This is a genomic window from Chryseobacterium sp. R2ACT005 (genome assembly GCF_049949215.1).
Taxonomy (GTDB): domain Bacteria; phylum Bacteroidota; class Bacteroidia; order Flavobacteriales; family Weeksellaceae; genus Chryseobacterium.
Genome location: NZ_CP188192.1, coordinates 2,218,593 through 2,233,549 on the forward strand (window position 1 = coordinate 2,218,593; position 14,957 = coordinate 2,233,549).

The following is a 14,957-nucleotide window of genomic DNA, read 5'->3' on the forward strand; positions in this document are numbered from 1 at the left end:
AAAAAAATATAACATAATTTATAAAACTTTATAAAATACTGTGAAATAAACGGTAAAACAGGAATAAATCACAAAACCACCTTCATTTTACCATTTTTCCATGATTATATTTCATTTTTTATCCCCCTGATTTACCATTTATAATAATAATTTTTAACAATAATATATGCATAAAATTTTCACTAAAAATTCGTAATTTTGTGGGTCTTAATTTTACGATGAAAGTATTCTTTTTCAAAGCTAATTTTTGAGGAAAATATTTAAAAGTTCAATTGATGACAGCCTTGGAATATTCTGTGGCAAAACACCATTATACTGGCAGCCTTAATGCTGTACAGTCACTTTTATGAATAAACAAAATATGGCTAATACAACAGAAATAGACATAAAAAAACAGATTTTTGTTAAGAATGCACATCTTAACAATCTGAAACATATAGACGTCCTGATCCCGAAGAATAAACTGATTGTTATCACAGGAGTTTCAGGAAGCGGTAAGTCATCTCTGGCCTTTGATACTATTTATGCTGAAGGGCAGAGAAGATATGTTGAAAGTTTAAGTTCCTATGCGCGTCAGTTTTTGGGGAAATTAGAAAAACCAAAAGTAGATGACATTAAAGGACTTGCGCCGTCTATTGCAATCCAGCAGAAAGTTATTTCTTCCAATCCGCGTTCTACGGTAGGAACATCTACGGAGATCTATGATTATATGAAGCTTCTTTTTGCCAGAATCGGGAAAACCTTTTCTCCTGTTTCGGGAGAAGAAGTAAAAAAAGATTCGGTTTCTGATGTGGTAGATTTTATCAAAGCATCCAAAAAAGATACTTCTTTTTTATTGACAGCTCCTTTAGAATATGATACTGACAATTTCAAAGAAACACTGAATATTTTAAAGCTGGCGGGTTTCACAAGACTTGAAATCAATGGAAACTTAGCCGGAATCGAAGACCTGGAAAGCTTTGGATTTGCTCCTGAAAAAGGAATGACGATCAATCTTGTCATTGACCGCTTTTCCTATGAAGAAGACGAAAGCTTTTTACAAAGACTTGCGGATTCTATTCAGATGGCATTTTATGAAGGACGCGGCTATTGCTCATTAAAAAATACAGATACTGAAAAAGTAAAAGAATTCTCCAATAAGTTTGAACTTGACGGAATGGAATTTCTTGAACCGAATGTTCATTTTTTCAGCTTTAATAACCCATATGGAGCATGTCCTGCATGTGAAGGATATGGAAAAGTAATCGGAATAGACGAAGATCTTGTAATTCCCAATAAAACATTATCCATCTACGAAGATGCTGTTGTCAGCTGGAGAGGTGAAACCATGAGTGAATGGAAAAAAGATTTCATCAAAAAAGCAGGAGACTTCCCTATTCATAAACCTTATCACCAATTAACAAAAGAACAGAAAAACTTCCTTTGGAAAGGTGACGGAAAAAGTAGTTTTCCATCCATCAATAATTTCTTCAAAATGCTTGAAGAAAACTTATATAAAATCCAGTACAGAGTAATGCTTTCACGCTACAGAGGAAAAACCCTTTGTCCTACGTGTGAAGGATTGAGACTTCGTGAAGAAACCAGCTGGGTAAAAGTGGACGGACATAATATCCAGTCGATGATAGAACTTCCTTTGGATGAACTGGCTCCGGTAATCAATGGGCTGCAGCTTTCAGATCATGACAAAGAGGTTGCCAAAAGGCTTATCTATGAAATCACAACCCGTCTTGAATTTTTATTAAAAGTAGGATTAGGCTATTTAACATTAAACAGGACTTCCAATACGCTTTCAGGAGGGGAAAGTCAGAGAATCAACTTAGCAACAAGCTTAGGAAGTTCTTTGGTAGGTTCTATTTATATCCTGGATGAACCTTCTATTGGTCTTCACTCCAAAGACACGGAAAACCTGATTGAAGTATTGAAAAATCTTCGTGACCTTGGAAACACCGTAATTGTGGTAGAACACGATGAAGATGTAATGAGAGCCGCAGATTATATTATTGATATTGGTCCGGAAGCGGGTTATCTTGGTGGTGAACTGGTATTTGCCGGAGATTATAAAGATCTGAAAAAAGCAAATACTCTCACTTCAGAATATCTTACCGGAAGACTGGAAATTGAAGTTCCGAAGAAACGGAGAAAAGGAAAAGAATGGATTCATATCAAAGGAGCTCGTCAGAACAACCTTAAAAATATAGATGTAGATGTTCCACTGGAAAGTCTGGTTGTCATTTCCGGGGTTTCAGGAAGCGGAAAATCTACTTTGATGAAAGAAATTCTTACGAATGACATTCAGATCCAACTTGGAATGGGAGGTAAAAAAGGAGACTATGATTCTGTAGAATTCCCGAAAAAACTAATCAAAAATATTGAACTTATTGATCAGAATCCGATTGGAAAATCATCCCGTTCAAATCCGGTAACTTATCTGAAAGCTTATGACGACATCCGTGATCTTTTTGCCAAGCAGAAGGTAGCAAAAATGATGGGTTACAAGCCTAAACATTTCTCTTTTAACGTAGATGGCGGAAGATGTGATGAATGTAAAGGAGAAGGTGTTATCAACGTTTCTATGCAGTTTATGGCTGATATCGAGCTTGAATGCGAGGTTTGTAAAGGAACACGATTCAAAAACGAGATTCTTGAGGTGAAATTTGATGAGAAAAACATCTCGGATATTCTTCATATGACCGTAAATGAAGCGCTGGAATTCTTTAAAGATAATAATGAAGAGAAGATTGTAACAAAACTGAGACCTCTTCAGGAAGTCGGTTTGGGATATCTGCAGCTTGGACAAAGCTCTTCTACCCTTTCCGGTGGTGAGGCACAGCGTGTAAAACTGGCTTCATTCCTTGTAAAGGGAGTAACAACGGATAAAACTTTATTTATCTTTGATGAACCTTCTACAGGACTACACTTCCATGATATTCAGAAGCTGTTGAAATCACTGCAGGCATTGATTGATCTTGGACATTCAGTGATTGTTATTGAGCACCAGCCTGATATCATCAAATGTGCCGATTATATCATCGATATCGGTCCGGAAGCAGGAAAACACGGTGGCGAAGTTGTGTTTGCAGGAACCCCTGAGGACCTGATAAAAAATAAAAAATCTTATACCGCAAAATACATCAAGGAAAAACTTGAACAATAAAATTAAAAGCGACTGTTTTAAAAATAGTCGCTTTTTTTATGTCAATTTAAAATAGTAATTGAGAAGATTTTGGCTCCTATTTTTAAGATAGATTCTTTACCTTTATAGTATCATTTCAAAATTATTTTTATGCCCTGGAATCCCGAATTATATGATCAGTACAAAGATGTACGCTACAAACCCTTTTACGATTTAGCAGCATTAATCAAGCCTGAAAACAATATAAAAGCCATCGACTTAGGCTGTGGTACCGGAGAGCAAACCTCCATTTTAACCGAAAAACTGACAGGTTCTACATTTTTAGGAATTGATTCATCGGCAGAAATGCTTGAAAAATCGAAGAAATATGAAAATGAAAACCTACATTTTAAACTTCAGAACATTGAAGATGCTGTACAGTCAGAACAACAATGGGATCTTGTTTTCAGTAATGCAGCTCTGCAATGGGCGGACGATCATGAAACTTTATTTCCTAAGATCATTGGACTGCTATCTCCTGAAGGGCAGCTCGCCATTCAGATGCCCGTTCAGAAAGAAAATGTTCTCAATCAGATTCTGACAGCAATGGCAGATGAAGAACCCTACGTATCACAGTTGAATCATTTTAACCGTGATTCACCAGTACTTTCAATGGATGATTATGCTCAGATTTTGTTTGATAACGGAATTCAGGATATAGAAATATACCAGAAAGTTTATCCCATTATTGCGGATGATCATGAGGCTTTATATGAATTTATTTCAGGAACAGCCTTATTACCTTATCTGGAACTTCTGGAAGGAAATCAAAAAGAAAGTTTCATTACCGAATTTAAATCCCGAATAGCACAAAGGTTTACAAAATATCCGGCCATCTATGCTTTTAAGCGGATACTCATGTATGGCCGTAAAAAATAAAGATATTTAAAACAGAATCAGCCACAGAACATTGTGGCTGATTCTTCATTACATTAATATATTCTGATTTTTTATTCTTTCAGATTATACAAAAACGGACTTTTCCTTAGGTATTCAACATCATCAATTTGAGAAACTAAGAATGTTGAAAGATCTGAAGCGCTGATATTTTCCCCTAGGCAGTCAGTAAGATTTGTTTCAGTTTCATAACTTTCTTCTGTAAGGTGAATCAATGGTAATCTTACCAAAGTCCAGTCCAGATTGCTTTCCATAAGAAGTTCGTACTCTTTTTGCTTATCAGCCGTCGTTTCAGGATAGTTCTGGTACATCCAGTCTGTAGCCATTTTTACGTTTTCGTTTTTTTGATCAGATAATGTATTCACACTCAAACCTGTGGTTACAATATAGCGACTGATCCCGTAATGATTCATCGCTTTGATGATATTTTTCGCCGCATCACTGAATATAGATCTCTCTCCTTTTGGCTGGCCTAGCGTGCTTATTACAATACCAGTCCCTTCAATCAGTGTACGGACAGCTGTTTCATCTCTTACATCTCCTTTTACCAACTCAATAAAGGAATTTTGAATGGTGAAATTCTCAGGATGCCTTACTAAAAGTTTAAGGGAATATCCTTTTTTCAAAAGGTCTTGTACCAAATATTGACCGGATTTTCCTGTTCCGCCGATTACGGCAATTTTATAAGTATTCATAATGATTTTTTTATATTAAATATCAATAGCCAATTCTAAGCTAATGACATTGATAGGGGCAAATGACGTATTGTCTTTGCTTAGTTTTATATGATAGAGGTATTGGGTTCAGAAATTGAACCTAGATTTTCAGGTTTCAGAATGACTCCTGAATCAGTGATATGTATTACGAGATTTTAATGAACTAAAGTTACATTTTTTTCGCCATTAAAAAATCAAAAAATTTATGATTTTGACAACACTTATTAAAAGAGAAAGTTTATAACTTTGATAACATCCTTATTGTCAATAACTTTCAAATCATCACTTTACACCAATATAATATATAGATATGGAACCATTTACTATTAACATTCCCGAATCGGTGATAGCCGACCTCAAAAACCGCATCCAAAATACCCGATGGCCCGAAGAACCTGAAGGCTCTGGCTGGAACTACGGCACCAACGAAACTTATCTGAAAGAACTTACCAACTACTGGGTAAACGATTACAACTGGAAGATGCATGAACAGCAGCTAAATCAACATCCACAGTATACAACCCGCATAGACGGAATTCTGATTCATTTTCAATACATCAGAGGAAAAGGTTCCAACCCCAAACCTTTGATTCTTACCCATGGCTGGCCGGACAGTTATTACCGTTTTCATAAAATTATTCCTTTGCTTACCGAAGGTGAACAGAGTTTTGATCTGATTATCCCTTCTATTCCGGGATTTGGCTTTTCTGATAAAACGGCGGTCAGCAGTGCAAAAGTCGCCGATCTTTGGAAAAAACTGATGACTGAAGTACTTGGATATGAAAAATTCTGTGCTGCCGGAGGTGATATTGGCATGGGAGTCGTAAAAGCATTGATTTCAAAATACCCTGATGTAATGGAAGCGGTTCATCTTACAGACGTTGGATACCCAATCGGCCAGGAAGATCCTGCAACAATGAGTGAAGATGAAAAACAATTTGCACAGTTTGTCCAGCACTGGTGGTATAGTGAAGGAGCTTATGCAATGGTACAGTCTACCAAGCCCCAGTCTCTTGCTTACGGGCTAAACGACTCTCCTATCGGGCTTGCAGGCTGGATCATAAGCTTTATAAACGCCGGATCTCCACCAGAGCTAATAGAAACTGCATTTGGAGGAAGGGATGAGATGCTCACCAATATTATGATTTACTGGGTAACTCAGACGATAGGATCTTCTGCCAGAATGTACAAAGAAGACGCTGCAGCTTTATGGAGCGGAACGCATGTTCACCAAAAGAGCGATGTCCCTGCCGGAGTGCTCGTATTTCCCCGTGAAGCTCAGTTTCCCAAAGAATGGGCAGAACGTTTCGTGAATGTAACCAGCTTTAAAAAGATGAATGAAGGTGGTCATTTTGCCGCATTGGAATTACCTCATATATTTGCAGATGAACTAAGATCATTCTTTTATTCTGTCAAATAAAAACAATCCATGAAGTACTCCTTTTCTATTCTTTTGGCCATTCCTCTTTTTATAACCAGCTGTGCTGTACAAAATAAAAATACTGAAAGTCATGATTACGAAGTAAAACTGAATACTTTAACCTTTTTTGATCAAAGCAGAAACCGTAAGATTCCTGTCGCCTTTTATGAGCCGAAAACTGATAAAAAAATTCCCAACCAACAAGTTATTATCTTCAATCATGGATATGGTTTCAATAAAGGCGGAGATTACTTTGTGTATTCTTATTTAACGGAAAAACTGGCATCAAAAGGCTATTTTACAGTAAGCATTCAACATGAACTGACGACAGACAATCCTCTGCCAACAGAAGGAAATTTACAGTTGGTGAGAAGACCTTTCTGGCAAAGTGGTTCGGATAACATTCTGTTTGTACTTCATGAACTTAAAAAAGTAAAACCGGAACTTGATTATAAACATCTGACATTAATAGGTCACTCCAATGGTGGTGATATGGCAGCGTTATTCGGCAATCAGCATCCTAATCTGGTGTATAAACTCATCACAATGGACAACCGGAGAATGTTTCTGCCGAGAACTTCTGTTCCTAAAATTTATACTTTACGTTCTAACGATTATCCGGCTGATGAAGGAGTACTTCCCAATGAAGCAGAACAAAAAAAGTATTCTATAACGGTACAATCAACCTCCATCAATCATGGTCATATGGACAATAAAGGCAGTGATGAAGAGAAAAAAATCTTAAATGATTTTGTTTTAAAATACCTTTCTGAGCAGTAATTGTAAGAAATCATAGGTAAGTCTATAATATGTTAATCCTTCTAAACCATTGCTAAAATTTGTTAACAAGGTATAAATTTGTTGACAAGTTCTTTATTTTAGCCAAAATTAATAACTATGAAAAAATTGACCTACACTATGATAGCAGCATTTCTGTTCTGCTCAGTGGAAGCTCAAATACAAAATGCAGGGTTTGAAAACATGACAGATGGATTACCCAATCACTGGAATATTAAAAAAACGGATTTATACGAAGGAAAGGTAGATTATACACAATACTTCGGAGGAAAAGCCTCAATGCAGTTGACAGGAAAGACTAATGACACCAAAAATTTCCAATCTTTTTCCCAAAAAGTTCCTCTTGACATTCAGCAATTAGAGAAAATAGAAATCAGTGCTTATGTAAAATCTGAAAATACCAATGGAATAATCAATCTATGGACCCAAGTAAAAGATGAAAATGGTCAGATGATTGATTTCGGAAATTCAGAATCACAGCAAAAGTCTATTGCTGTGAATAAAGACTGGACAAAATATTCTTTAATTTTCACTGTTGATAAAAATGTAAAAAGCCTGCTTCTTGGAGGGGTGTTTACAGGAAACGGAACCGTTTGGTTTGATCATTTTGAGCTCAATAAAATTGCATTTTCAAAAGAGGAGCCTTCTAAAATTTCTATAAAATATATTCAGGAGTTTAAAGATATTGTGAAAAAGAATTCTATAGTTTCAGATAAATTAGACTGGCAAAATATTGAAACAAATCTGGGCTATCTTTCAAAAGGGATGAAAACCGTTGATGATACAGATACTGCTTTAAATTATATCATCAAAAACCTGAGAGAGGCAGGCGATAATCATTCTTTCATTGATGGCAAAGAACGTACTGAGAAGCAAAAAATTGCTAATACTAATGATGCAAAGCCTGATTCCAGGCTGATCGATCAGAACATCGGGTATATTTCAGTTCCTGGTTTTGCTTCTTTAAATACGGAAGTTGGGGATACTTTTGCCTTACAGATTCACAATATGATTAAAAAGCTGGATTCCGAAAATGCAATTAAAGGCTGGATAGTAGACCTAAGAACTAACACCGGAGGAAATATGCACCCTATGATCAGTGGACTTGGTAGTCTGATCGGTGAAGGAACATTGGGCTATTTTGTTTACAATGGTAAAAAGAGTCCATGGATCTATAAAAACAGAAAATTTGGTCCGCATAAAATTAAAGAACCTTATGAGCTTAAGAGCGGTCAGTCAAAAATAGCGGTACTAATTGGTCCAAGTACAGCAAGCTCCGGAGAATCCACTACCATTGCTTTTATTGGGAAAAACAATGTAAAATTATTTGGTCAGCCTTCAGCAGGATATACTTCAGCAAACAGACCTTATACGTTAAGTGACGGTAAAAGCCTTGCTTTGGCTACTTCTTACGAAATGGACCGTAACGGAAAAGTCTATTATGGAAAGATAGATCCGGACATTCCGGTAGAACCCAAAGAGGGACAGGATATGGATATTGAGGCAGCAAAAGTCTGGATTTTAAACTAACGACAGACTTATCCACAACAAATTGTGGATAACTTGTGAATTTTAACATTAAATTCATATTTCGTATTAAAATTATTACTACATTTACTATGTAATAAAAATCGAAGTGGAAACTTTATTTGCTTTTCTTACTACTATTGAAATTGCAATTAAATTTGAAATAAAAATTTAAGCACAGCATTGTCGGCTGTGCTTTTTATTGTTGTCTAATTAAAAAAATGAGATGTATTTATCTACTGGATCTGCCCCTAAAGGGCAGATTCTTTTACTCATATACCCTTTTAAATAAAGCTTTCTGAAGATTATTTGGCTCAGTCAAAATCTGAAAAAAAATCTGTATACTGCTTACATTTTCGCACAAAGGTTTAATTATTTAAATTTTATATTCTAAAGGCAACAAAGATGTAATCAATTTCGTTAATTCTTCATAAGCAAACGTATAGCTTACGGCTTAAAGAAGCAAGAAACGCTTCATTTAGAACAGGCCTCATAGTTCAATGGATAGAATAAAAGTTTCCTAAACTTTAGATTCAGGTTCGATCCCTGATGGGGCTACCAGACAGGGATAAGCTGTTTTCTTATCATTTTTTTGTTACCAATGGTAAAACAGCATACAGAATTTTTTTTCTTTATTTTTTCATAATGAATAGATTTTTTGATTATGAAACCCGCACTTTACAGGCTTGATGACAAAGATGTCCGAGTCTAGGTAGTGAATTACAGGAATGGCAGTGGATGGACTCTTTTGGCTGTTAAAGAACCGTGTGCCAGTCAGAATTCCTGTATAAATAATTGTAAATTTGTAAGGAATTTCAAAAAAAATCATGGATAAAAGGTTCACAGATATTATTGAGCTCATCAAACAGTCTCGTAATAATGCGATAAGAAAAGTCAATGAGGAACTCATCGATCTATACTGGAATATTGGTGAGTGAGTATATCAGCAAAAAGGTAGAGCTGAGTGAATGGGGGCAATCTGTGGTTAAAGAACTTTCTCAGTTTATCCAGACTCATGAACCTGAACTAAAAGGTTTTTCGGATAAGAATCTTTGGAGAATGAAGCAGTTTTATGAGACTTACAAGGAATTTCCAAAAATCTCAACACTGTTGAGAGAAATCAGCTGGTCTCATAATCTGTTCATATTCTCCAGATGTAAATCAATCGAGGAAAAGGAATTTTATATCAAGTTGACCAAACAGGAAAATTATAGCTTCCGGGAGTTAGAGAGACAGATATCCAGCAGTCTTTTTGAAAGAACGATGATTGGAAATTCAAAACTCTCAACAGTGTTGAGAGAAACCAATGCCGACATCGCCAATACATTTAATTTGACTTTTTAAATCTGCCTGAAACATTCAATGAAAATGATCTCCAAAAAGGTTTAATTGAGCAGATGAAAAATTTTATCCTGAAGTTAGGACGGGATTTTATTTTTATCAGCGAAGAGTACAAAGTACAGGTAGGAAACTCTGATTTTTATATCGATCTTTTATTCTACCATAGGGGGCTGCAATGCCTTGTCGCTTTTGAACTGAAAGCAGATAAATTCAAACCGGAACATCTGGGTCAGCTTAACTTTTATCTGGAAGCGCTGGACAGGGATGTTAAACGTCAGAACGAAAATCCAAGCATCGGCGTACTGCTTTGTAAAGACAAAGACAGCGAAGTAGTAGAATATGCGCTGAGCAGAAGTCTTTCTCCGACAATGGTTTCTGAATACAAAACGCAACTTCCCGACAAAAAGGCTCTGCAGAAAAAGCTGCACGAATTGTTTGATAACAGATCTTAGTTGAAATTTATTAATAACAAAAGGGGAATTTGCCTAAACAAACTCCCACCTTCAAGACCATCTTTGTAACTGGAAGATATGCTCTCATCATCATTCGAAATGCTCTGACTTAACAAATTTGAAATACGCTTCGAAACCTCCAGTGGCAGACTATATTTACTCTGATGATGGTCTTTTTTTCTGAAATCAAAGTTTCTGGTTTGTCCAAGACTGATGGATGCAATGACAAGATGTTTTCCATAACGGCTTTCCTTATCCCGACGCCAGGCAACAGAGCCATTTTGGTCACATTATATATCTGCTTGTGATAAGTAATAATATTAATAAAAAAAACACCACCTAAATTTATTTTTTAGCCATAAAAAGCAAAATAAGAGAATAAAGCAATAATTAAATTCTAAAATATTCGTCCAACATACCAGTGTTTAAAGCATTCTACGCATGATTTAAAAATAATTTCAAAATAAATTAAATTAACCCATATACAATTATTAAAACAAAAAATATACTTCATCTTAAAATAATATATTGATACCACAAAAAAAATAAAAATTTACTATTATTTATTCACCAACAAAAGATTTAACATAAGCAAAAATACTTGCTAAGTACCATAAATAGGCATATCTTTGACCTGTTTAATAATTTAAATACAACAATAATCATGAGAAGAATTCTTTTTATCCTAGGTGTACTAGGAGTTATGGGACTAGCATCAAGTTTTAAAGATGAGGACACAATGGAGCCAGGTGATGGTGGATGTGGTGGAGGAAGCCGTGTATGTGCTTCAAGTCCTGGAGTAATGCACTTTTAATAACTCTTAAAGAAAATGAGAGGCTTTTTTCAATCTTGGAAAAAGCCTTTTTTAGATATGAAAAAGCTAAAAAATATATTATCAATATTGGTTGTATCCGTAATTATTATTACAGTCTTTTTATTCACATCAATTACTAATAAGACTAAGGTTAAACTTGATACTGAAAGAATTCTAAAAAAATCGATCCAAACGATAAAGCAACAAGAGTTGGGAAACCAATATGATATCTTAAAGATAATGAATGATTCATTATTTTTTATCTCTTGGGCTAAAGAAAACCAAGGAAACATTTATCAATTTAATAAAGACAAAAGTAAAATTGAAAAATATGCATCTCTAAATAGCAACTTAATAATTGGAAATTACTTTAGAACAGATGAGAACGAATTCCTTGTAGTAAATAATGCTAAAAAACAACTTCTAATATTTTACAATAACGGGACTCTAAAAAAGACACATCAACTAAATATTCCAATTGCCAGAGGAGTATTAACAAATGATTTTTTTCTATTTACTTCCTGGGGTAGTGACCTAATTATGAAGTTTTATGAGTATAATTTAACTAATGGCAACTTAAAACAAATTCAGAATAAAGCCTTTAACAACTTCAGCAAAAACACCGGAGTATTATACGATGGAGTGCTTAAACAGGTTGGTGATAAAATTGCCCTTATACCTTATGCTGCAAATGAGGTATTTTTCTTCGATTCTAACTTTCACTTCATTGATAAATTAAAACTAATATCTCAACAAAAAGAGTTCAATCTTACCAAAATGAAAAATGGTGAGCTAATGGTAGATCCTAATAATCTATATCCAAATATTTATGCGGATATATCAAATAAAAATCTATACATTCTAACCAACGAATCAGGTGTTTGGGATACAAAAGATAAATATTACATTGACGTTTATGATATTGAGAAAAAGAAATATTTATATAGTTATCACATAGAAGATAAAACAATACATCCAAGAGAAATCACCGTACGAGAAAACCAACTATACGTCTTAGGGAAAGACAAATTAAATATCTATGAAATCAAATAGAATAACACCAATTGAAATAATAAGATATCTCCTCATCCTACTCTATGTTTATACTTGTTATCATAAAATAGTTGATAGAGATGTTTTTGAACAAACACTTAGTAAATCAAAACTAATTTATAATTATAAAGAAATTTTACTATACTTGATTCCCCTATCTGAAATCATTGCAATTGCTTTATTAATCCCAAATAAGTTCATTAAAGGATTGTACTTCTCTCTCTTTCTAATGGTATCTTTTACAATTTACTTAATTGCTGTAAACAACTTTTCTTTATATGACGGATGCTCATGCGGGGGAATATTCAACTCAATGCCTTATTGGCTGCATGTTTCTGTGAATGCATTCTTTATCACAATTAATATTTATGCTATAATTAAATATGAAGATAAATAACTTACCTATATCATTATTTCTCCTCACTTCTACAACCTTTTTAAATGCTCAATCTATTTCGGGAATAGTTTCAAAAGATGATAAAAGTCAATTAAAAGATATTAAAGTATCTATTGCTAACAAATCTGATAATTATACGGTCAATGCCGACAAAATGGGTTATTATTCTATTAATAATATCAAGACTGGAACTTATTATCTGAAAATATTTAGTAATAAAAACTTACTTTATTCGGAACCTATTGATATTGTACATGAAAAGACAATAAAAAATGTTATGCTAAATGGACACTCTTACCATATTGCTGAAGTCGTAGTCGAAAAAAACAATAAGGTAATTGAAAGAAAATTGGACAAAATAATTTTCAATGTCAATGAAAGCATCTATTCCAATGGGTTTGACGCCGTTGAAGTCCTTTCAAAAGTTCCCATGGTCCAAGTTAGTGAACAAGGAATCAATATTCTTAACAGAGGTAAACTATTGCTATTAGTAAATAATAAAAGGACTTACATAGAAGGAACGGATTTGATTAATTACTTAAAAACAGTACCATCAAATTCAATATCAAAAATTGAAGTGATTACAAACCCTTCTTCTAATTTTGATGCAGAAGGTTCTGTTGGTGTCATCAATATCTTAACAAAAAAGGATCTTACTAATCTATTCAGTATTGGATACTCATCATCTTACACTAAAAGAAAAGGTGAAGGATTTTTAAATGGTTTGAACTTATCCTATAACAAGAATTCACTTCAAATAACATCAAGGCTAAATTATACAGATCAACGAAGAGTTAATACAAGTTACTCTCTTATACAAAAAAATGGAAAAAGATTCAATGAATCAGACATTGAACAGAATAATCAAAACTCTGGCTTAAGTTTTTATACAGGAATAAACTATGCCATTTCAAAGAAATTGGAAGTTGGTCTGGACTTTGATTTGCGTGATATAACTGTTGAAAATAATAGTACAAACCTATTTTATAATTCTGGTAACAGCCAATCAACTATTGACAACAAAAAAAAGACCTTTAATACAACCATAAACTTATATGGAACATATAAATTGGATTCACTTGGTAAGAAAGTCGAAATTTCAGCAACTTCTTTTTTTAACAATAATGACATCTTACAAAGTTCAAATAGTGATCTTGTAAACAATAATAATAAATTTAATTATCGCATCTTATCTCCACAAATAGATTTTACACTCCCTTTAAAAAATAAGATTGAATTGTTGACAGGTGCGAAGGCCACCTTTGTAAAAAACGAACAAAATTATTTTTTTAACCAGGGCTATAGAAATACAAACTTCGAAGAATCAATCTATGCCATGTATTTCTCGGCATCTGGAAAATTATCTGAGAAAATCAATTTAAAAGCAGGATTAAGATATGAAAACTATCAAAATGAGTTCTTTAATGTAATAACACAGAACATTAACAAGACAAATAAAAATAGTTTTTTTCCTTCCATTTTTGCTGACTACGACTTAGGCAAGAACAGTAGAATTTCGTTGTCTTATTCAAGAAGAGTGAATAGACCTAATTTTAGATACTTAGATCCTTTTAGGGTCTATTATTCAGATAAATATTACCAAACCGGCAATCCAAATTTACAATCATTCTTCACCAACAGTTTAGAATTAAACTATTCATTGAAGAATCTAAACATATTACTATTTAGAACTGAAAACAGGAATATGTTTAGTAACATTACTAAGCTTGATGGTGATAATCAGGTTGATTATTTTGAAAACTTCTTCAACCTTACCACCACTGGTATCAATATAAGATATAGCTTCAATAAAATTAAGAATCTGGAATCAAGTATTATGACCAATATTTCCTATTCAAAAGTAAATATTCTAAACGATGCATTCGTTCCTAGAAATGGAGTTATTTTTTATTATTATATTGATAATAATTATTATCTCAATAAGTCTAAGACTGTTTTCCTAAACCTGTCTTATCTCCATAGTCTGCCGACGAATTCCATTAACTCTTATCTTGGAAATGTAGCAAATTTAGCTGGTGGTGTAAAGATTTTACTTTTACAGAAACAAATGCAGTTCAATTTAACTTTTAGTGACTTGTTTAGACAACAAAGAGATAAGGGAATGTATTACTATAATGGCTATGATAATACAATAAATAACTACACAGACAATCGGTACTTAACAGTAGGCTTTTCATATAAAATAGGAAAAGCGAAAACCAAACCAAGTAAAAATACAACTTATGAAAGAAATAGGACAGAATAAACTTTAAACTATAAGACTAAAAATCCCTTGGTAATTAATATCAAGGGATTTTTAAAATATTGAATCTTTAATTCACTAGTTCTTCTGTGTTTCCACGGTACCTG

The 14,957-nt window shown here is 33.8% G+C and carries 11 protein-coding genes and 1 tRNA gene; 11 read left to right on the forward strand and 1 reads right to left on the reverse strand.

The genetic code is table 11. The annotated features are described in order from the left end of the window. Positions 1–361 precede the first annotated feature (361 nt). Complete coding sequence (gene uvrA / locus ACPF63_RS10260; RefSeq protein WP_077418115.1) at positions 362–3,154, forward strand: excinuclease ABC subunit UvrA; 2,793 nt, start codon at positions 362–364, stop codon at positions 3,152–3,154. A 129-nt stretch (positions 3,155–3,283) separates the two neighbouring features. Then, the gene (locus ACPF63_RS10265) at positions 3,284–4,051 is read left to right on the forward strand and encodes a methyltransferase domain-containing protein (RefSeq protein WP_426482928.1); all 768 of its coding nucleotides are present in this window, start codon (positions 3,284–3,286) and stop codon (positions 4,049–4,051) included. Positions 4,052–4,122: 71 nt separating this feature from the next. Here ACPF63_RS10265 and ACPF63_RS10270 read toward each other — a convergent pair whose 3' ends face one another. Then, positions 4,123–4,764: an NAD(P)-dependent oxidoreductase gene (locus tag ACPF63_RS10270; protein WP_426482929.1), complete on the reverse strand. Its 642-nt coding sequence runs from the start codon at positions 4,762–4,764 to the stop codon at positions 4,123–4,125. 331 nt (positions 4,765–5,095) lie between these two features. Between ACPF63_RS10270 and ACPF63_RS10275 the strand changes: the two genes are divergently transcribed. From ACPF63_RS10275 to ACPF63_RS10315, 9 genes are all read left to right on the forward strand, one after another. After that, complete coding sequence (locus ACPF63_RS10275) at positions 5,096–6,205, forward strand: epoxide hydrolase family protein (protein ID WP_426482930.1); 1,110 nt, start codon at positions 5,096–5,098, stop codon at positions 6,203–6,205. A 9-nt stretch (positions 6,206–6,214) separates the two neighbouring features. Continuing rightward, on the forward strand, positions 6,215–6,985 hold the full coding sequence (locus tag ACPF63_RS10280; RefSeq protein WP_426482931.1) for an alpha/beta hydrolase: 771 nt from the start codon (positions 6,215–6,217) through the stop codon (positions 6,983–6,985). A gap of 117 nt (positions 6,986–7,102) precedes the next feature. Further along, positions 7,103–8,533, forward strand: a complete 1,431-nt coding sequence (locus tag ACPF63_RS10285; protein WP_426482932.1) for a S41 family peptidase — start codon at positions 7,103–7,105, stop codon at positions 8,531–8,533. Between the two features lie 483 nt (positions 8,534–9,016). Then, positions 9,017–9,091, forward strand: a tRNA-Arg gene (locus tag ACPF63_RS10290). A 336-nt stretch (positions 9,092–9,427) separates the two neighbouring features. Then, complete coding sequence (locus tag ACPF63_RS10295) at positions 9,428–9,874, forward strand: DUF1016 N-terminal domain-containing protein (protein WP_426482933.1); 447 nt, start codon at positions 9,428–9,430, stop codon at positions 9,872–9,874. A gap of 44 nt (positions 9,875–9,918) precedes the next feature. Further along, positions 9,919–10,323 (forward strand): PDDEXK nuclease domain-containing protein, encoded by a 405-nt coding sequence (locus ACPF63_RS10300; protein ID WP_426483214.1) that lies wholly within the window; start codon positions 9,919–9,921, stop codon positions 10,321–10,323. Positions 10,324–11,194: 871 nt separating this feature from the next. Further along, on the forward strand, positions 11,195–12,190 hold the full coding sequence (locus ACPF63_RS10305) for a hypothetical protein (RefSeq protein WP_426482934.1): 996 nt from the start codon (positions 11,195–11,197) through the stop codon (positions 12,188–12,190). After that, positions 12,177–12,587 (forward strand): MauE/DoxX family redox-associated membrane protein, encoded by a 411-nt coding sequence (locus ACPF63_RS10310; protein ID WP_426482935.1) that lies wholly within the window; start codon positions 12,177–12,179, stop codon positions 12,585–12,587. Before ACPF63_RS10305 ends, ACPF63_RS10310 begins: the two co-directional genes overlap by 14 nt. Continuing rightward, entirely contained in the window at positions 12,574–14,853 is a 2,280-nt protein-coding gene (locus ACPF63_RS10315) for a TonB-dependent receptor domain-containing protein (RefSeq protein WP_426482936.1), read from the forward strand. Before ACPF63_RS10310 ends, ACPF63_RS10315 begins: the two co-directional genes overlap by 14 nt. The last annotated feature ends 104 nt before the right edge of the window (positions 14,854–14,957 follow it).

What these genes read in the sequence shown, in the direction of transcription:
- uvrA (WP_077418115.1), top strand. Translation starts at nt 362, where the DNA reads ATGGCTAATACAACAGAAATAGACATAAAAAAACAGATTTTTGTTAAG.
- ACPF63_RS10265 (WP_426482928.1), top strand. Translation starts at nt 3,284, where the DNA reads ATGCCCTGGAATCCCGAATTATATGATCAGTACAAAGATGTACGCTAC.
- ACPF63_RS10270 (WP_426482929.1), bottom strand. Translation starts at nt 4,764, where the DNA reads ATGAATACTTATAAAATTGCCGTAATCGGCGGAACAGGAAAATCCGGT.
- ACPF63_RS10275 (WP_426482930.1), top strand. Translation starts at nt 5,096, where the DNA reads ATGGAACCATTTACTATTAACATTCCCGAATCGGTGATAGCCGACCTC.
- ACPF63_RS10280 (WP_426482931.1), top strand. Translation starts at nt 6,215, where the DNA reads ATGAAGTACTCCTTTTCTATTCTTTTGGCCATTCCTCTTTTTATAACC.
- ACPF63_RS10285 (WP_426482932.1), top strand. Translation starts at nt 7,103, where the DNA reads ATGAAAAAATTGACCTACACTATGATAGCAGCATTTCTGTTCTGCTCA.
- ACPF63_RS10295 (WP_426482933.1), top strand. Translation starts at nt 9,428, where the DNA reads ATGAGGAACTCATCGATCTATACTGGAATATTGGTGAGTGAGTATATC.
- ACPF63_RS10305 (WP_426482934.1), top strand. Translation starts at nt 11,195, where the DNA reads ATGAAAAAGCTAAAAAATATATTATCAATATTGGTTGTATCCGTAATT.
- ACPF63_RS10310 (WP_426482935.1), top strand. Translation starts at nt 12,177, where the DNA reads ATGAAATCAAATAGAATAACACCAATTGAAATAATAAGATATCTCCTC.
- ACPF63_RS10315 (WP_426482936.1), top strand. Translation starts at nt 12,574, where the DNA reads ATGAAGATAAATAACTTACCTATATCATTATTTCTCCTCACTTCTACA.